Below are 17,233 nucleotides of genomic sequence, written 5' to 3'. Positions count from 1 at the left end.
AACAATGAGCACTGCTAAATCTGCAAACTCGGCTCCAAAGGTACTCGTAGTTGACGACGATTCCGATATAGTTGAACTTCTCGAATATAATTTAACCAAGGAAGGATATTCGGTACTAACTGCCTCCAACGGCAAAAAAGCGATCGACATAGCCCGGGCTTTCATCCCAGACCTCATCCTTCTCGATATTATGATGCCCCAGCTCGACGGCATCGAGACGGGCCGGATTCTCCGCCAAAATCCGGATATTAAAAACACCTACATTCTTTTCCTGACCGCGCGTTCCGAAGAATATTCGGAAGTGGCCGCATTTGAAGTGGGTGCCGACGATTATATCACCAAGCCGATCAAGCCGCGTGCCCTGATGAGCCGGATCAATGCATTGTTCCGCCGTGAAGCCCAAAAGGCCGAGTCGGGCGATACGATCGAAATCCTCGATTTGTCGATTAACCGCAAGAACTATACGGTGACGCAGGGCGGCGAAAAGTCGACTGTTTTGCCTAAAAAGGAATTTGAATTGCTGTTTTTCCTTGCTCAAACACCGAACAAGGTTTTCAGTCGCGACGAGCTCCTGCAAAAAATCTGGGGGGCTGATATTTACGTGCTGGAAAGGACCGTGGACGTGCATATCCGCAAATTGCGCGAAAAACTGGGCGACAGCTACATCAAAACCCTGAAAGGCGTAGGTTATATGTTCAGCAACGAGCGGGAATAGGGTTACCGATCCACATCTTCCAGCTTTTTCACCTCGGCATCTTCCTCTTTGGATTTGTCCTTTTTCTTGCGCCGGAACGCGAGTTTGATATTCACCTCGCCGTTTTCATCCACGGCGCGGAGGAAAATCTTCGACCCTTCCCGTTTTTCGGGATTATTCGGGTCGAGCACGTACGTCGAGTCGCGCTTTTTGAGGTTACTGAGGGGTATTTGAATGTTGATATCGGTTTTATTGCCAAAACTGTAAATCCCGTCGATAAAGAGCGTCATCACGTTTGACTCGATTTCCATCGGGGCGATCTCGATCTCCTGCCCGTGCAGGCGGAAGTCGTTGCGGATAGGCGCAAACCTCACCCGCTCGAAGTTACGCCGTTTGAAAATCAACTTTTTCATCTTCATAAACGGCTCGAAATTGATGATGTACGCATTTGTCAGATCGACCCGCAACAGCCCTTTCATGCTCGACGGCACGAGTTTTACATTGTTGTTCAATTCTGATTCGAAGCTGAAATCGGTATTGAGGATACCTTTCAGGTTCTGGTGCGTGAGTGTTTTTTGTCCAAAATCATCGAACGAGTAGAATACCGAATGCACATCCGCGTTCTCGATCTTCGCGCGGACGGCCATATGCGGCAATTTCCCCGAGCCGCTGTTATCCATTTCGCCCGATAACCTCACTTTTCCCCCGCCGAATGCCCTCAGCTGGAAGTACTCGATGCTGACGGCATTGTTGCTGATCGTGAGCTGGCCTTTCACATCGCGGCCATTGAAATGCTTGTAGCGCACCTTCTTTGCATCCAGCTTCGCTACGATCTCCATTTTGTCGATCGCGTTGTCCAGCAGCTCCGATAGTTTCAGCGAGTTTTTAGACCTCGGCTTGCTGTTTCCGCGTGCGGCAAGGAGCGGTTCGAGCCAGTTGAGCTGCCAGTCGGGGATGTTCACGTCTACGTTGGCCCGCAGCGGTTTGGGCGAACCAAACAGATAGGGAATAAGGTCGAGGAGCGTTCCACGCACGTAAAGCATGTTCTGGCTGTCGGAAAAACGCAGGTTAGGCAGCACCATCACCTTTTCGTTGAATGTGAGGTCGCCATTGATCTTGCTGATCCGCACCTTTTGCGGCAGGTAATCCATGGCAATGTTCCTGAGCGAAACTTTGCCTACCACCTTGCCGTCGAAGTTGTCTTTCTGCGCATTGTAAAACTTCCTCAGGTTACCGCTGAAATGGAAGTCGATCTTCGCCGAGCCGTGCTTGAAACGGTATCTGCCCGGATCGAGCAATGCGCCCATATTCGTGGAATCCGCTTCGATACGGCCGTCGATTTCCGCGCGCGGGTTGCGGAAGTTGTTCACCACCAGCTTGAATGCGAATGGAATGGTTTCGAAGAACCCGGTAATCTTCGGTGCGATAAGCCGGGAATTGAACACGTCGGCCAGCTTGGTGGTGTCGGCGCGGTTGGTGAATGTGCCGGATGCTTTCATATTCCGCAGCACGCCCACGGGCAATGCATATCGGAACGTATCGGTTTCGAATTGCACGTCCACCTTCGGTTTCAGGCCTGGCCGGCCGAGGATGCCGGCGATGCTCACGCGCGTATCCACGTTCGTCTGCACGCCGATCGAGTCGATCTGCTTTTGCAGTCTTTGGTTCAGTAAGGGCAATGCGTCCTTCACGGCGATGCCTTTGGCTTCGAAATTCAGGTGGAACACTTTAATGGTGTCCGAAAAGTCGAAAGCACCATTGATACCGATCTTGTTATGCGTGGCGCTTTCGAGGATGGAAGGGTAAATTTTCAGCGTTTTGCTATCCTCGTCGTACCCGAGCGCCAATGCGAGGTTGGTTTCCTGGTTGGTCAGGAAGCTTCCTTTTTCTACCCGGAATGTCAACCCATTGAAAAAAACGGCGCCGGTAAGGCTTGCATTCGTGCTGGAATCCGTCCGTTCGATTATGTTGGTAGCATCGTGGAAAAGCGCTCCGAAATATTTCTCCTTCACCGAATCGGAATAGGCGAGGCTGAAATTGACGAAACGAACATTTCCGAGCTTCTTGACGATGCTGTCGTCGGTTTTATCTTTATCCTTCTTCTTTTTCTGCTTGTCGGACTTGAAAATGGAGAGGTTGGAATAGCCGTCTTTCTGCACGAACAGTTTCACGCCCCCGTCTTCCAGCACGAGGTTTTTAATGCGCACATCGCCGGAGAAAATGCGTTTGAAATCGACCGCGACGTGGATTTGCCCGGCTTCCAGAAACGGTTTATGGTGAACGTTATAAAGTGTGTCCGTAAGTTTCACGTCGTACATCGTGAAGTTCAGCCCCAGGCCGCCGTAAAATGGCCTGAATTTGAAATCCCCGATGGCCAGGTTGCCGTTCAGATTTTCATTAATAAGCTCCTGCGCGCTGCGGAACAGCTTTTCCCTGTTTTTATAGACCCAAAATTCCACCGCCCCGAAGAGAAGGGCGCCAACCAATGCTACTATGCCAATGATTTTCAGAACTTTTGGATACATGAAACGAAGAGGTTTGGCGCTGTTGATGAAAAAGGGAACAGGTCGCTCCGGTTACAATATAAGGAAGACATTAATAGCGTGCCAGAAATAATGTCCTACCGGTCATTTCAGCATCTTACCGGCTGCTTTGCTCGTTATTGAGCGCAAAATGTAGTAGTTTTGCGCACTCTTTTGGAATACCTAGTTCCATTTACCAATCCATTGCTTTAAGATGCTACTGAGCGAACAGGAAATACTGCGCCGCCAAAAACGCGAAGAATTGATGCGGATGGGCATTGAGCCTTATCCGGCGGAAGAATTTGTCGTAAATGCCTATGCGGCCGACATTCTTAAAAACTACGAGAACAACAAGATCGACTATAAACACGTCACGATGGCCGGCCGGCTTATGGGCTTCCGCATTATGGGAAGCGCCGCATTTGCCGAGTTCCAGGACAGCACGGGACGTATTCAGTTGTACTTCCGCCGCGACGACCTGTGCCCCGGCGAAGACAAGACATTATATAACACCGTTTTCAAAAAATTGCTCGACATCGGCGATATGATCGCTGTGACGGGGTTTGTTTTTACCACGCAAACGGGCGAAATCTCCGTGCACGTGCAGGAATTCAAGATCCTGAACAAATCGCTGCGCCCGCTGCCGGTGGTTAAGCGCGACGAAGACGGCAATGTACACGACGGCTTCACCGATCCCGAGCTGCGCTACCGCCAGCGTTACGTGGATTTGATCGTGAACCCCGAAGTACGCGACATTTTCATCAAACGCGCCCGCATTATCACCACCATGCGTTCGTTCTTCGACGCGAGCGGCTGGCTGGAAGTGGAAACGCCGGTATTGCAATCTATTCACGGGGGCGCGGCCGCACGCCCGTTCACGACGCACCATAATGCACTCGACCTGGGCTTGTACCTGCGTATCGCGACGGAGCTGCATTTGAAACGCCTCATCGTGGGCGGTTTTGAAGGGGTATATGAATTCGGAAAACTGTTCCGAAACGAGGGAATGGACCGTACCCACAACCCCGAGTTCACGACCGTGGAGCTGTATGTGGCTTATAAGGACTATCTCTGGATGATGAAAATGACCGAGCAGGTGCTTGAAAAAGTGGCCCTGGCCGTGAATGGTACTACAAAAGCGGTGTTCGGGGATGTGGAGCTGGATTTTGCCGGCCCTTACCCGAGGCTGAGCATTACCGACGCGATCAAGCAATATACCGGCCTCGACGTGGAAACGCTGGACGAAGTGGCGATCCGCGAGCAATGCCGTGCATGGGGAATGGAAGTGAACGAGAGCATGGGCAAAGGCAAGCTGATCGACGAGATTTTTGGTGAGAAAGTGGAGGCAAACATTATCCAGCCTACATTCATTATCGACCACCCGGTGGAAATGTCGCCGCTGACAAAGAAGCACCGCACCAAAAAAGGTATGGTAGAGCGTTTCGAGCTGTTTGTGAACGGCCGCGAAGTAGCGAATGCCTACTCCGAGCTCAACGATCCGATCGAACAGAAAGAGCGTTTCGAAGACCAGCTGCGCCTGAAAGAAAAAGGTGACGACGAGGCGATGGAAATGGACGACGACTTTATCCGCTCACTGGAATACGGTATGCCGCCTACCGCGGGTATCGGTATCGGTATCGACCGTCTGACGATGCTTTTGACGAACAATGCCAGCATTCAGGAGGTGATTTTCTTCCCGCAAATGCGGCCTGAGAAGAAAGCGGTGATCGCGCAGGAGTCGGATTACGTGACTGCGGGTGTACCTGCGGTGTGGGTGCCAGCGTTGCAGAAGATGAATATCCTGACGATCGAGCAACTGAAAAGTGCAAACGCCAACAAGATCTTCAACGACCTGGGCGGAATGCGGAAGAAACTCAAAATTGACGAAAAAATGCCTCAACTGGACGATGTGAAGGCTTGGGTAGCATAGTGTATAAATTAAAAATGCCGCTAGATCAGCGGCATTTTTAATTTCTCTTGCAAAAAAAATACAATCTATATCTTTTTTACCTGCACAGCGTTAAGTCCTTTTTTTCCTTCAACGACTTCGTACTCTACTTGGTCATTTTCACGGATAGTAAGTCCTCCCAATCCTGTCACATGGACGAAGATGTCCTTTTTTGTGTCGTCTTCCACGATGAAGCCGTATCCCTTAGCTTCATTGAAAAATTTTACAGTACCTGTTGGCATAATAGTTGAAATAAAAAAATTGAAATAAGGTGAAAATACAGGAGAAATGTAAGGCGTTTCAGTTAAAAGTCAGAATGGCTCTACCAAATAATTGAGGGAGGCTCAACCCATTAGCAAAAGAAATTTTGGAAATTTTCCCGAAGACATCTTGATTATAATGAACAACTTACAAAATCTTCAATCACAAAGAAACAAAAATTGTTTGTAAAACAATTTATTTGATTAAAGAATTTGAAAATTTACGAGTTAGCGGTATTTTGCTGTTTTGGCATTCTTAATGCAAATTTCACAGGGTCAGAATTGCATATCCGGGCGAAAATCGCTAATTATGAGGCAATTATTCTAAAACAGGTATGAACAAGTTCAGGTATTTCGTTGAGAACCAAATATTTGGCGTATGCACCGAGTTGGGCGAAAAGCTCAATTTTCCGGCCAGCAGCATTCGGAAATACTTTATTTATGCCACCTTCATGACCTTCGGTTCGCCTATTATATTATACCTAGTGCTGGCGTTCTGGATGGATCTGCACCAGCATTGGCGCCGGCATAACAGCCCTACGATCTGGGAACTTTAACGGGTTCTATGCCCGTAAGCTGCCCAAAGCGGTGTTTTCCGAGCACAAAATACTCCCAAACTACACTTCTGTAATAGAGCGGAGCCCTGTATCGGGTCCTTTCGGTTTTTCGCGTTAGCTCGGGTATCATCCCGTAGAACGCGAAATGCGCCCGTAATATCGCCAAAACGTCGGGCCAGGCGCCCGTGGCCATAAACCGCACGCTGGAAATGCCGTCGAGGATCAGCCTGATCACTATCGTTTTCCACCGCCGGCCTTTCGGCAGGTTTTTGTAGAGCATGATCAGGTTGTTGCGGTAATTGAGGAAAGTCTTTTTCGGATTGGATTTGTGTAATGTGCCACCGCCGACGTGGTAAACGGTCGATTTGCCGCAGTAGGTAATCCGGTAGCGCATATTCAGCAGCCGCCAGCACAGGTCGATTTCCTCCATGTGCGCAAAAAACGACTCGTCGAAGCCCGAAGCCGCGTGGAATGCCGCCGAGCGGACAAACAGGCAAGCGCCCGTCGCCCAGAATACGTCCTTTTCGTCGTCGTATTGCCCTAAATCTTCTTCCCGCGTATCGAAAATGCGGCCGCGGCAGAACGGGTAACCGAGGTAATCCATGTATCCGCCCGCTGCTCCCGCGTACTCGAAGTGCGTTGGCAGGTCGTACGCGCGTATCTTCGGCTGGCACGCGGCGATGCGCTGGTCGGTTTCCATGAATGCGATCACCGGATCGATCCAGTTTTCCGTCACTTCGATATCGGAATTGAGCAGGATATAGTAATCCGACTGAATGCGGCGCAATGCGTCATTATAGCCGCCGGCATAACCCTTGTTTTCCGAGATTGCAAGCGTATTCAGCTCGGGATAATGCTCGGCAAGCCACTCCATCGAGTGGTCGGTAGAAGCATTATCGGCGATCCAGATAGCGTGGCCTTTGGAGTGCCCGATGATGTTGGGAAGGAATTTTTCGAGGTAATGCCGGCCGTTATAATTCAGGATTACAATCGCAACAGAGGGAGCCATTCGGATGTTGGGTTATTTCATAAAGCTGCCCAAATCCAGCCCTGGAATGTTGGGAAGCACTCCATCCGTTACCTTCTGCAGATGTTGTTGAATTTTGGATTCAATATTTTCATTGGCCTTGTTGACGGCCGCTACAATGAGGTCTTGCAGCATTTCCTTGTCGTCCCCATTGATAAGGTCCTTATCCACATCGAGGCTGATCAGCTTCCTTTTTCCATCGACAGTCGCCTTCACCATCCCCCCACCCGATTCGGCGGTTTCGGTGATGTGAACAAGCTGTTCCTGTGCCTCTTTCATACGCGACTGAATGTCCTTCATTTTACCCATGAGGCCCATCATGTCCGCCATATTTCCAAACATAGCTGTACTTATTAAGTTTAAAACTTGAGAAAACTTATTTCACAGAAATAGTTCCTCACCGTAAAAGCATAAAAGTACCGCTTTTTTCAACAGTTTGATCGATGTCGTCGACGAAAGTCATCTTGTAATAGTAGTAGCCGACGGGCGCATTGGTACCTTCCACGGTGCCGTCCCAGCCCTTGGCGATGTCGTCGGAATGGAACACCACCACGCCCCAGCGGTTCATCACCGACATATTGAACGACCGGAGTTGCTCGGATTTCGCTTCGAGCACGTCGTTGAAGCCGTCGCCATTGGGTGTAAATGCATCCGGCACGAACACCCCGGCATTTCTCCGGTAGTTGACGATGTTCGAAAGGCTTTCGAAATCGCCTGTTGCATCGGCCGCCCGGATCATGAAATTATATTCCAGATCGCTCTGATTATTGAGCTTGACTGTGTAGTTCGTAAGCTTGTTTACCGGAATCTCCTCCGCATTGCCGCTGGAACCGGTTTGAACGACGGTATAACCTTCAAAACCGCCCAAAATCGGCGCGTCGGCCGTCCAGTTTAGGGTTGTTAGGTTTTTATTTAACAAAATGCTGCAAATAGGCTCCGATACCGGTACTTTCTGTCCGCACGAGTTTTGATAACTCATTCGGTAGCAATATGATAGCTCGCTCGTTTTTACAGAATTATCAACATAATCGCTTTCATTATAAAGGGTAATGATTTTTTTGAAGACAGTCGTACCGGCCTCCGCGCGCTCGATCGAAAGCTCGTAGGAAGTATTAGGCCCCGCACCAGGAACATCCGCTTTAATGGCAATGCTTCCCGCATCCAGGACAGATACCGAACCGCCGTTCAATGGCTTCGCACTACCTGTTTCAACTTTCAAACCTACCGCGGCAGATGTCGAAGTGGCCGCTTTCAATCTTGCTACCACCTGGTATTCCACGAAGGTCCCACATTCTACGTCTTCGTCAGTGTAGGAGGTCTCACCTACGCCCGTGAAGGATTTAATGATCGTCCCGTCGCGAAGCAAGTCGTAGCCGTCGAATTGTGCCGCATCAGGATATTGGCTCCATTTCAATGAATTTGCCCCATTTGAAGTGTTACCTGTAAGTGTTACTGAGCTGATCGGCTGTGTTTCGGTAGTTCCTGCGCAAAGGTCTTCGGAAGAAAGGCGGACTTTGTAAACCTGCGCTATATTTAATCCTTTGATATCGTAAGGCTGCGTACCACCGGTCGTGCGCCGCCCGGAAGTAGCAAAAGTGGTACCGTCGGTGCTGAATTGAATGTCGGTTGGAATACCGGCCACGCCTTTATAAGTAAGGCGTAACGTTCCGTCATTGCGCATTTCGACGGCACTCATCTGGATTTCATTCAATTGCGGACGTTCGAATGTGACGGGAAGGCTGTTTACTCGGCCCGCTCGGCAAACCCCGGTTGAATACAGGCCCTGGAATGTGATGGTGGGCTTGTCGTTTACATTGGTATAACTGTGCCTGAATGTCAGCGGATCGCCTTTTTTCCATACTTCCGTTATTCCATCCCCCCATTTGATTTCCACCTGATCGTATGCTTTCAAAATGGCATTGTCGGTGAGCTCCATGCTCACCTGGCCGCCGCCGCAGGAGGAATAAGTAGCTGCGATGAGCCCGGTTTCAATGGCTTTTACACGCCGGCAAGCGTATACACGGCCCGTCGTAATAGCCGCCTGCTGCAAGAAAATGAACGACCCTGGATTGTTATAGGTAACGCTCGGAACATCAATGAAGCTGGGGTTCTGAGACACGCCATCGTAGTTACCATTATATCCGACCAAGATCGGATTTTGTACCTTGTTCGTAATTGTAACAGTCAGCGGCACACATCCTTCGTAGGTGCTCAACTCAAAATCACCGCCGCCGCGATCACAAAGTCCCTGGCCATACCCCGTTACGGCTGAGCATAAAATGAAGAATGAAGAGAAGGATAGTAGTGTTTTTCTCATAAGTGTGGCAATATTAATCCAATACCTTTTTTCAAAGACGATAGATAAAACAATAAGTTTTTAGGGAATCTTAACGAATTCAAAAACGCGATAGCAAAAATAAGCTATTTAGGGGTGGCAATAATGCGTACCTATTAAACGGGATTATTAAAAATGTATTATCCCGTGGGCAAGAGTATTGGAAAAATCCTATCTTATTAGCAGAAAGCTCCCATTTTTTACGACAGTCTCACCCGAAGTGTTGGTCGCTTCGATCTTGTAGAGGTAGTAGCCGCCCGGCGCCTTGCCGGTTTTGAAGTTGCCGTCCCAGCCTTCTGCAATGTCCTCAGAATGGAAAATCACTTCGCCCCACCGGCTGAAAACCGACATTTTGAATTCCTTGATGAAATATGCTTTTACCTCGAAACGCTCATTGTACGCATCGCCGTTGGGTGTGAATGCATCGGGGACGAGGATAATGGCCTCGCTTCTGAAATTGAGGACATTGGAAAGACTGGTAAAGTTGCCGTCCGAGGATTTCGCTTCAATGCGATACCCGAAATCGGATTGGGAGGCCAAATCCAGGGTATGGCTTGTTGAAAGACCTTTTGAAATGGTATTGATCAGACTTCCGCTTCCGTCTACCTGCTGCAAATTGTACGCCTCAATGGTGCTGATAAACGGTGCGTCGGGGTTCCAGACGATCTCCGGGCTCTTGGTACTCAGCAAAATGGAGCAAACAGGTGTGCTGAACGACGGCGATTTCATCTTGCAGGCATTCTCGTATTGAAAGCGATAGCAATAGGAACTTTGTGAAGTACTCACATTCGTGTCATCCCATTGCAGGCTCTGGTTATTTGCCGGAGAAACCAGTTCAAAGTTCGAGGTGCCGAGCACTGCGCGCTCCACGACGAGATTATATGCACTTGTAAGTCCCTCTCCCGACAGTTCCACTTTGGTACCGATCGTATTTTCGTCCTTCACGGTGACCGTCGCATTGGTGATATTGCCCGGAGGGGAAGTCTTAGGTTCCAGGCTGATCGGCGCGGAATAAGAGCGCACATCGTTCTCGATAATCGCCACGACTTCGTATTGATAAGTATTGCCGCATTTCACGTCGGTATCCTCGTACGAGCGCTTGTTGGGCGTGGTGAAAATCACGGCGCCGTTCCGTTTGATCTGATATTCCACCACGGGATCGGTGTTGGCGTCGTTCTCCCATTCGAGGGCGATGATTTCGTCGAGCGACAGCCCGCCCTGCTTGATCGCCATACTGCTCACGATCGGGCTTTTGATGATATTCCCGCAAATGTCCGTCGACCAGAGTTGAAAGCGGTACACCGTCTTAGGGTCGAGCAGCGGCACGGTTGCCGATTGCGGCCCGCCGGATTGGGTGCTTTTATTGGTATAAATAAAATTGTCGTCGCTTTTGGCAATGTACACCTTCGTTTCCACGCCTTCCATACCTTCGTAAATCACCTTGGCATCGCCGCTGGCGGGCATTTCTACGCTTCGGATACGAATGCTGGCCAGCGATGGCGGCGGGGTGTTGGCGGTAATGGTCGTGGCCTTCGTACTGGTAGAGCATTGTCCGCTGTTATAGCTGCCTTTGAGCGTGATGGCCGGGCGCGCGCCGGTTCCCGTGTATGTGTGATCGAAGTATGCGGCAGTGCTCGTCTTGATGTTCACCATTTGATTGACTCCGTCGCCCCAGCTGATTTCTATCGCGTCGTAAGCCTTGGAAATATCGTCGCTCACGATCGTGAGGCGCACTTTGCCGTTCTGGCAGGCAATGATCTCCGCATTCGGGCCGCGGGTTTCTTTTACCTGCACATCCTTGCACATGCTGAAACCGGTACCTCCGGCGCTTCCGTATTGCAAAATCGTATAAGTACCGGGCGTCTGGTAGGTAAAAGTGGAGTCCTGAGTCGTCTCGCTCGTGTTGGGCGGCGTATTCTGGTTACGGTCGAAACGGAATGCGTAGGTCAGGCTTTCGGCCTTGTGCATCAGGTTCTTGACATTCACCGTCATAGGCGCGCAGCCCTCCGTGGGTGTCACATTAAAGCCGCCTGTGTTTCCGCAAAAGCTTTGCGTCCTCGCAATACTACCCTGGCCTGACACTTCTATCCGAACCAGCGAAAGAAAGCTCAACAAAAACAGGATCAGTAGCTTATGTGTCATGGATGAGTAAAGTAGGTTCCCGCGGTGCGCGTCGTGCAGGTTCGTCCGGTTGAAACGGATCGTGCAAATCCTTTGTTACAACCTGTAACGGACGTTCAAAAATAGAACTTTCGACATTATCAACGTACCTTTGCAGAGTAAAAACGAGTTTTAGTTTAAAACTATTTTTTCATTAACCCGATTAATGAGTAACAATACCAACCCGATCGCGCTGGACTCTATCGAAGATGCCATCGAAGCGATCAAAAGAGGTGAATTGATCATCGTTGTCGATGACGAGGACCGTGAAAATGAAGGTGATTTTATCTGCGCTGCCGAACTGGTAACGCCGGAAATAGTCAATTTTATGGCGAGGGAAGGCCGCGGGCTTATCTGCGTGCCCATTACCGAAGAACGCTGCGCCGAACTGGAACTTGAAATGATGGTGGGCAACAACACCGCCCTGCATGAGACCGCATTTACCGTGTCGGTCGATTTGCTGGGCCACGGCTGTACCACCGGTATTTCCGCCAGCGACCGCTCCAAAACGATCCAGGCGCTGGTAAACAATGAGACAAAACCGACCGATCTGGGCCGTCCGGGACATATTTTCCCATTGAAAGCCAAACGCGGCGGCGTACTGCGCCGTACAGGCCATACCGAAGCCGCGATCGACTTCCCGCGTCTTGCAGGACTTTCGCCGGCAGGGGTTTTGGTTGAAATCCTCAATGAGGACGGATCGATGGCACGCCTGCCGCAGCTGCGCGAGATCGCCAACCGTTTCAACCTGAAACTGGTGAGTATCAAAGACCTGATTGAATACCGCTTGCGCGAGGAATCGCTCATCAAACGGGAAATCGGCGTAGATATGCCTACCAAATGGGGCCATTTCGACCTGATCGCCTACCGGCAGATCAATACGGGCGACCTGCACCTCGCATTGGTGAAAGGTACCTGGGAAAAAGACGAACCCGTGCTCGTGCGTGTGCACTCGTCGTGCGTAACGGGCGATATTTTCGGTTCCTGCCGCTGCGACTGCGGGCCCCAGCTGCACGCCGCCATGGGAATGGTCGACAAAGCCGGCAAAGGCGTGATCGTTTATATGAACCAGGAAGGACGGGGTATCGGCCTTTTGAACAAACTGAGAGCTTATAAATTGCAGGAAATGGGCCGCGACACCGTGGAAGCCAACCTGGAACTGGGTTTCCCGATGGACGACCGCGACTATGGCGTAGGCGCTCAAATCCTCCGTGACCTGGATTTGACAAAAATCAAACTCATTACCAATAATCCGAAAAAACGGGCAGGGCTGATCGGCTACGGCCTCGAAATCGTGGATTCGGTAGGGATCGAAATTCCTGCCAACCCCTACAATGAGAAATACCTGCTCACCAAGCGCGACAAAATGGGCCACAGTTTGAACAACCTGACCATTGTCGGACATAGCAAAGGGTTATGATCATCGAGACTGTCAAAACCGACGACGATATTCTCAAATGCCGCGGCGCCATCCAGGCGCTGCGGCCGTTATTGACCGACGAGCTTTATTTCGAGGCTGTTCGGCAAACACTGGCCGATAACCGGCAAATCATTTTCATCGAGGACGGCAGCCCCGATGCCGCCGCTGTGGCCGTTTTTGAAACCGGTTACAATCTTTTTCGTGGAAAATACATCTACATCGACGATCTTTCGACTTTGCCGACGCAACGCGGAAAAGGTTATGCGGGCATGTTGCTCGACTGGATCGCGGATTATGCGGAGAAAGAAAATTTCAACGAAATCCACCTCGATTCCGGTGTGAATGCGGCCCGTACCGATGCCCACCGGCTGTACCTCAACAAAAGATTTCAGGTGACCAGCCTGCATTTTGTGGCCAAAGTCTGATTTTTAGCGCAGGCTGCCCGGCACTTTTAGCAACATTACTACATGACAATCGATCAGGTTTTTGAAGCATTTGATACCCTGCGTGTACTGGTAATCGGCGATGTAATGCTCGATTCATATGTTTGGGGAAAGGTTGAAAGAATATCCCCCGAGGCGCCTGTGCCCGTGGTGAATGTACAAAAACGGGAATACCGGCTCGGCGGCGCGGGCAATGTGCTGCTAAATGTGCAGTCACTGGGCGCACAAGCCATTATCTGCTCGGTAATAGGCACCGACGCACCTGGCGACCTGCTTGAAAACAGCCTGAAAGAAAAAGGATTGAATTGCGAAGGCCTTATCCGCAGCGACGACCGCATTACCACCATCAAGGAGCGGATTATCGCCGGGTCCCAGCAGGTTGTGCGCATCGATACCGAAACGGATAAGCCTGTTTCCAAAGCAGAAACCGAAAAACTGGTCGCGAAAGCCAAGGAATTGATCCCTTCCTGCCAGGTCATTATATTTGAAGATTACGACAAAGGCGTGCTCACGCCGGAATCCATCGCTGACATCACGGCATTTGCCAACGAACACAACGTCCCTACCGTTGTGGACCCGAAAAAGCGCAATTTCCTCGCCTATAACCACGTCACGCTTTTTAAACCCAACCTCAAAGAGCTCCGCGAAGGTTTAAAAGTGGATTTCAATGTGGATAACCTAGATGAACTGAAAGCGACGGTGCGGCATTTGAAAGATGCGCTGCAAGCAAAAGGCGCATTGATCACCCTCTCGGAAAGAGGTGTTTTCATTGATTTTAATGAAGAAACCCACAAGTTACCCGCACACATCCGCCAGATTGCGGACGTATCGGGCGCGGGCGACACGGTGATCAGCATTGCCGCGTGCTGCGTGGCATTGCAGTTACCTGCCAAAAGCGTTGCCGCTATTTCGAATCTCGGCGGCGGACTGGTTTGTGAAATGGTCGGTGTGGTGCCTATCGACAAGGAATTGCTGAAATCGGAGGCGAAAAGGCTGGTTTAACTACCAAATCCCTCCTTCTCCCAGGCTCATCCTGCGCATGAATTTGGATGAAAACTTGGACCGGCTCGTGATGTAGCGGACGCTTGCGCCAATGTACGGCGTCGTCGCGGGTGTGTAGGAAGTGAGGTTTTCGCGGGCACTGTTGAATGTGCGCAGCTGGCGGAATGTCGTCACGCCCGCTTCCACCGATACATTCAGCACCGAGAACAAATGTGCATTAGCCGCCACACCGGTTTTGATCTGCCGGTAATTCTCACGCCGCAATGCTTTTTCCTCCGGCGTCTGCACCTGGAAGCCACCGCTGTAACCACTTAGTCCGGCCAGAAAATCGACATTGAACCATTTGGTAGCCTTGTAATTCGCATTCATCATAAAAGGCAGCAATGCGGACACGCGCCAGTGTTTTCCCAAACCTTTATTGACCCCAAACACGGGAATAAACCGCAGCTTCTGGTTATAAGCCAGCACCGATCCGTACATAAATTGCGTTCGGAGCCCGAGCACGTGCATCCGCGCGGCACCGCCCCAGAAGAATGGCTGCGGACTAAAAAACGTCTCGTTACTTTCCGTCATACCCAGCCCCCCGCCGTACACCCAAAGGCGGTCCTTGATGCTGGCCTGCATGCGCAGAATGCCTAAGGATAATGTTTTGTAGCCGTTGGATGGGTCATTCTTCCCGTCGAAAGTGGGCTGGATCTGCGTGTACTGCGCGAGCGCTACGGTATGCACGGCCCTTAAATCAAATTTTTTGCGTAAACTGTAACCGAGCTGTACTTCGCTTTGAAGCGGAATGATCCCGAAAAAGCCGGTCCTCGAAACGCCGTATTCCCTGTTACCGTCGAGGTTGGCAGGTACATTGTAATCGGCTTTGAGGGTCAGGTTGGGGTAAAAAAGGCGGCTTAGGGAGAAATGCTGGGCTTGCGCCGGAACGATCAGGCACAATAGCAGACAGGTTAACAGGTTGCGCGGGTTAGCCATGCAGGAATGTTAGGGGATGCGTTAAATGTTGGCAAATAACGCGAAAAGGACTGGCCTATTGTACGGTTTGCATGGCCGGGAGCATTTGGCGGCTCCGTTCTCCGTCAAAACTGATTACTTTGGGTTACTAGTACTAATCCGGCGTTGATCAGTATTAACAGGCAGCAGTTCAAGCCCTTAAATTTTTGCACTACTTATGAAAAAATTGTACTTACTGCTTCTCGCAGCCATTCCGATGATTACTTCCGCCCAAACCAGCGAACAGACTTATGCCGAACAACTCGGCTACCCAAAAGGCAAAAAGGTACTCATCATCCACGTCGACGACGTCGGGATGTCATATGAATCCAACCAGGGCGCTATTAAAGCCATTCGCGACGGCGTGGCCAACTCGCTGAGCGTGATGATGCCGTGCGGCTGGGTGCCGGGATTTGTCAGTTACTGGAAAGAAAACAAGGACATCGACGCCGGACTGCATTTGACGATGACGTCGGAATGGAAGGATTACCGCTGGGGGCCATTGGCCGGTAAAAACCAGGTAAAAGGCCTCACCGATCCCGAAGGCGCATTATGGCGTAGTGTTGCCGATGTGGTGAAGAATGCTTCGCCGGACGAAGTGGAAATGGAAATCCGCGCGCAGCTCGACCGCGCCCGCACGATGGGCTTCGAGCCCACGCACCTGGACTCGCATATGGGCACGCTCTTCGCCACGCCCGAGTTTCTTGAAAGGTATCTGAAGGTAGGCATGCAAGAGAAAATTCCCGTTATGTTCCCCGGCGGACATAACAGCGCGATCCGTGCGGAAGAAAAGATGATCGAGCAGCAGTTTGAAATGACGCAAAAAGTGGGCAAACAGCTCTGGGCAGCTGGCCTGCCCGTGCTCGACGACCTCGAAAACAGCAGCTATGGCTGGAAGGGCCCCGAAAACGGCGACAAATCGGAAAAAGCATTACAGCGATATAAAACCGCCAAATACATCGAAGCGATCGGCAAGCTGAAACCCGGCCTGACGATGGTGATCATGCATTGCACGATACACACCGAGGTTTTCCCCCACATCTCCGACTCCTGGCCCACCCGCGAAGGCGATTTCCTCGCCATGATCGACCCGGAATTGCGAAAGTATATCGAAAAAGAAGGGATTGTGCTGACGACGTGGCGGGAGGCGATGCAGCGGAGAGGGAAGGTGAAGTGATTATTGACGGCCGACGACTGACGGCCGACCGCTGATGCGGTTTTGCAGATCTGCGGTCAATGGTCGGTAGCGGGCGGTCGGTTTTCCTCCTCCCAAATACGTTGTAATTCTTCAACATCGGCTAGGTCTTTCTTCCTTGCCGTTGCTTTTTTTTCTTTGATAAGATCGTTTAAATGGATGACCCTGAATGGTACTCCGTCATAATCAGCAACCAGTGCGCGTTCGTAACAGGCTTCGAAGTCATTTTCGTTGAATGCTTTGAGCGAATGCCCCAGATCCAATTCAAAACCTGATTTTCCAAAACGAACCGATGTCCAGCCGAAGATTAGAGGCATCGTTCTTAACAGCTCTGCCCCGATCACCTCATTTTCCAGTAGTGCGCGCACAAACGCTTCGGTATTTTCATGGGTATTACCAATCCAAAGGTCCATGTCTAATGTCGTACGGATATGTCCATGTACTACGCCGGCCATTCCGCCTACCAACAGATATTTGACGTGGTGCAGATTTAAACTTTTCAAGAGCTGCAGAACATCCCCGCTGCTAATGTCCATCGATCGCTTGTTTTTTACGGTTGGGTTTCCACGATGCAATTTGTCCGCCACATGGAGCAAGCGCAGAAATTTTTCCAGGTTCTCGGAATGTTGCTTGGTTAATGTATGGGCAGACATAGGAAGTCGAGCAATAGTTTA

15 protein-coding genes are annotated in these 17,233 nt (G+C 50.6%); 7 read left to right on the top strand and 8 right to left on the bottom strand.

The window, feature by feature from the left end:
• Positions 1 to 4: 4 nt before the first annotated feature.
• Positions 5 to 715, top strand: a complete 711-nt coding sequence (locus H144_RS0107270) for a response regulator transcription factor (RefSeq protein WP_019941390.1) — start codon at positions 5 to 7, stop codon at positions 713 to 715.
• A gap of 2 nt (positions 716 to 717) precedes the next feature.
• On the opposite strand, the gene H144_RS0107265 is transcribed toward H144_RS0107270, so the two are convergent.
• Complete coding sequence (locus tag H144_RS0107265; RefSeq protein WP_019941389.1) at positions 718 to 3,219, bottom strand: AsmA-like C-terminal region-containing protein; 2,502 nt, start codon at positions 3,217 to 3,219, stop codon at positions 718 to 720.
• A gap of 211 nt (positions 3,220 to 3,430) precedes the next feature.
• Here H144_RS0107265 and lysS point away from each other — a divergent pair, with 211 nt between their 5' ends.
• Positions 3,431 to 5,146: a lysine--tRNA ligase gene (lysS, locus tag H144_RS0107260; protein WP_019941388.1), complete on the top strand. Its 1,716-nt coding sequence runs from the start codon at positions 3,431 to 3,433 to the stop codon at positions 5,144 to 5,146.
• 65 nt (positions 5,147 to 5,211) lie between these two features.
• Here the strand turns inward: lysS and H144_RS0107255 are convergent, their stop codons facing one another.
• Entirely contained in the window at positions 5,212 to 5,406 is a 195-nt protein-coding gene (locus H144_RS0107255) for a cold-shock protein (protein ID WP_015813455.1), read from the bottom strand.
• Positions 5,407 to 5,759: 353 nt separating this feature from the next.
• Between H144_RS0107255 and H144_RS0107250 the strand changes: the two genes are divergently transcribed.
• A complete protein-coding gene (locus tag H144_RS0107250; RefSeq protein ID WP_019941387.1) occupies positions 5,760 to 5,981 on the top strand; it encodes a PspC domain-containing protein in 222 nt (73 codons plus the stop codon).
• On the opposite strand, the gene H144_RS0107245 is transcribed toward H144_RS0107250, so the two are convergent.
• From H144_RS0107245 to H144_RS0107230, 4 genes are all read right to left on the bottom strand, one after another.
• Positions 5,962 to 6,990, bottom strand: a complete 1,029-nt coding sequence (locus H144_RS0107245) for a glycosyltransferase family 2 protein (RefSeq protein ID WP_019941386.1) — start codon at positions 6,988 to 6,990, stop codon at positions 5,962 to 5,964. The two genes, H144_RS0107250 and H144_RS0107245, sit on opposite strands and share 20 nt — an antisense overlap.
• A gap of 12 nt (positions 6,991 to 7,002) precedes the next feature.
• Entirely contained in the window at positions 7,003 to 7,350 is a 348-nt protein-coding gene (locus tag H144_RS0107240) for a YbaB/EbfC family nucleoid-associated protein (protein ID WP_019941385.1), read from the bottom strand.
• Between the two features lie 55 nt (positions 7,351 to 7,405).
• Positions 7,406 to 9,325 carry a T9SS type B sorting domain-containing protein gene (locus H144_RS0107235; protein ID WP_229207854.1) on the bottom strand — a complete coding sequence of 640 codons (1,920 nt, stop codon included), beginning with the start codon at positions 9,323 to 9,325 and terminating at the stop codon, positions 7,406 to 7,408.
• A 189-nt stretch (positions 9,326 to 9,514) separates the two neighbouring features.
• A complete protein-coding gene (locus H144_RS0107230) occupies positions 9,515 to 11,485 on the bottom strand; it encodes a T9SS type B sorting domain-containing protein (protein ID WP_033402478.1) in 1,971 nt (656 codons plus the stop codon).
• Between the two features lie 184 nt (positions 11,486 to 11,669).
• Between H144_RS0107230 and H144_RS0107225 the strand changes: the two genes are divergently transcribed.
• From H144_RS0107225 to H144_RS0107215, 3 genes are read left to right on the top strand one after another with little or no spacing between them, the layout of a single operon-like run.
• Positions 11,670 to 12,923: a bifunctional 3,4-dihydroxy-2-butanone-4-phosphate synthase/GTP cyclohydrolase II gene (locus H144_RS0107225; protein ID WP_019941382.1), complete on the top strand. Its 1,254-nt coding sequence runs from the start codon at positions 11,670 to 11,672 to the stop codon at positions 12,921 to 12,923.
• A complete protein-coding gene (locus H144_RS0107220) occupies positions 12,920 to 13,348 on the top strand; it encodes a GNAT family N-acetyltransferase (protein WP_019941381.1) in 429 nt (142 codons plus the stop codon). Before H144_RS0107225 ends, H144_RS0107220 begins: the two co-directional genes overlap by 4 nt.
• Before the next feature lie 42 nt (positions 13,349 to 13,390).
• A complete protein-coding gene (locus H144_RS0107215) occupies positions 13,391 to 14,368 on the top strand; it encodes a bifunctional heptose 7-phosphate kinase/heptose 1-phosphate adenyltransferase (protein WP_019941380.1) in 978 nt (325 codons plus the stop codon).
• On the opposite strand, the gene H144_RS0107210 is transcribed toward H144_RS0107215, so the two are convergent.
• Entirely contained in the window at positions 14,369 to 15,346 is a 978-nt protein-coding gene (locus tag H144_RS0107210; protein ID WP_019941379.1) for a hypothetical protein, read from the bottom strand.
• A gap of 196 nt (positions 15,347 to 15,542) precedes the next feature.
• Here H144_RS0107210 and H144_RS0107205 point away from each other — a divergent pair, with 196 nt between their 5' ends.
• On the top strand, positions 15,543 to 16,541 hold the full coding sequence (locus H144_RS0107205) for a polysaccharide deacetylase family protein (protein WP_019941378.1): 999 nt from the start codon (positions 15,543 to 15,545) through the stop codon (positions 16,539 to 16,541).
• 56 nt (positions 16,542 to 16,597) lie between these two features.
• Here H144_RS0107205 and H144_RS0107200 read toward each other — a convergent pair whose 3' ends face one another.
• Positions 16,598 to 17,212 (bottom strand): nucleotidyltransferase, encoded by a 615-nt coding sequence (locus tag H144_RS0107200; RefSeq protein WP_019941377.1) that lies wholly within the window; start codon positions 17,210 to 17,212, stop codon positions 16,598 to 16,600.
• Positions 17,213 to 17,233: the final 21 nt, after the last annotated feature.

Origin of the sequence: Dyadobacter beijingensis DSM 21582 (genome assembly GCF_000382205.1) — a bacterium.
GTDB lineage: Bacteria > Bacteroidota > Bacteroidia > Cytophagales > Spirosomataceae > Dyadobacter > Dyadobacter beijingensis.
The sequence above is the reverse complement of the archived record's forward strand: the minus strand, read 5'-3'. Positions and strand labels throughout refer to the sequence as shown.

What these genes read in the sequence shown, in the direction of transcription:
- H144_RS0107270 (WP_019941390.1), top strand. Translation starts at nt 5, where the DNA reads ATGAGCACTGCTAAATCTGCAAACTCGGCTCCAAAGGTACTCGTAGTT.
- H144_RS0107265 (WP_019941389.1), bottom strand. Translation starts at nt 3,219, where the DNA reads ATGTATCCAAAAGTTCTGAAAATCATTGGCATAGTAGCATTGGTTGGC.
- lysS (WP_019941388.1), top strand. Translation starts at nt 3,431, where the DNA reads ATGCTACTGAGCGAACAGGAAATACTGCGCCGCCAAAAACGCGAAGAA.
- H144_RS0107255 (WP_015813455.1), bottom strand. Translation starts at nt 5,406, where the DNA reads ATGCCAACAGGTACTGTAAAATTTTTCAATGAAGCTAAGGGATACGGC.
- H144_RS0107250 (WP_019941387.1), top strand. Translation starts at nt 5,760, where the DNA reads ATGAACAAGTTCAGGTATTTCGTTGAGAACCAAATATTTGGCGTATGC.
- H144_RS0107245 (WP_019941386.1), bottom strand. Translation starts at nt 6,990, where the DNA reads ATGGCTCCCTCTGTTGCGATTGTAATCCTGAATTATAACGGCCGGCAT.
- H144_RS0107240 (WP_019941385.1), bottom strand. Translation starts at nt 7,350, where the DNA reads ATGTTTGGAAATATGGCGGACATGATGGGCCTCATGGGTAAAATGAAG.
- H144_RS0107235 (WP_229207854.1), bottom strand. Translation starts at nt 9,325, where the DNA reads ATGAGAAAAACACTACTATCCTTCTCTTCATTCTTCATTTTATGCTCA.
- H144_RS0107230 (WP_033402478.1), bottom strand. Translation starts at nt 11,485, where the DNA reads ATGACACATAAGCTACTGATCCTGTTTTTGTTGAGCTTTCTTTCGCTG.
- H144_RS0107225 (WP_019941382.1), top strand. Translation starts at nt 11,670, where the DNA reads ATGAGTAACAATACCAACCCGATCGCGCTGGACTCTATCGAAGATGCC.
- H144_RS0107220 (WP_019941381.1), top strand. Translation starts at nt 12,920, where the DNA reads ATGATCATCGAGACTGTCAAAACCGACGACGATATTCTCAAATGCCGC.
- H144_RS0107215 (WP_019941380.1), top strand. Translation starts at nt 13,391, where the DNA reads ATGACAATCGATCAGGTTTTTGAAGCATTTGATACCCTGCGTGTACTG.
- H144_RS0107210 (WP_019941379.1), bottom strand. Translation starts at nt 15,346, where the DNA reads ATGGCTAACCCGCGCAACCTGTTAACCTGTCTGCTATTGTGCCTGATC.
- H144_RS0107205 (WP_019941378.1), top strand. Translation starts at nt 15,543, where the DNA reads ATGAAAAAATTGTACTTACTGCTTCTCGCAGCCATTCCGATGATTACT.
- H144_RS0107200 (WP_019941377.1), bottom strand. Translation starts at nt 17,212, where the DNA reads ATGTCTGCCCATACATTAACCAAGCAACATTCCGAGAACCTGGAAAAA.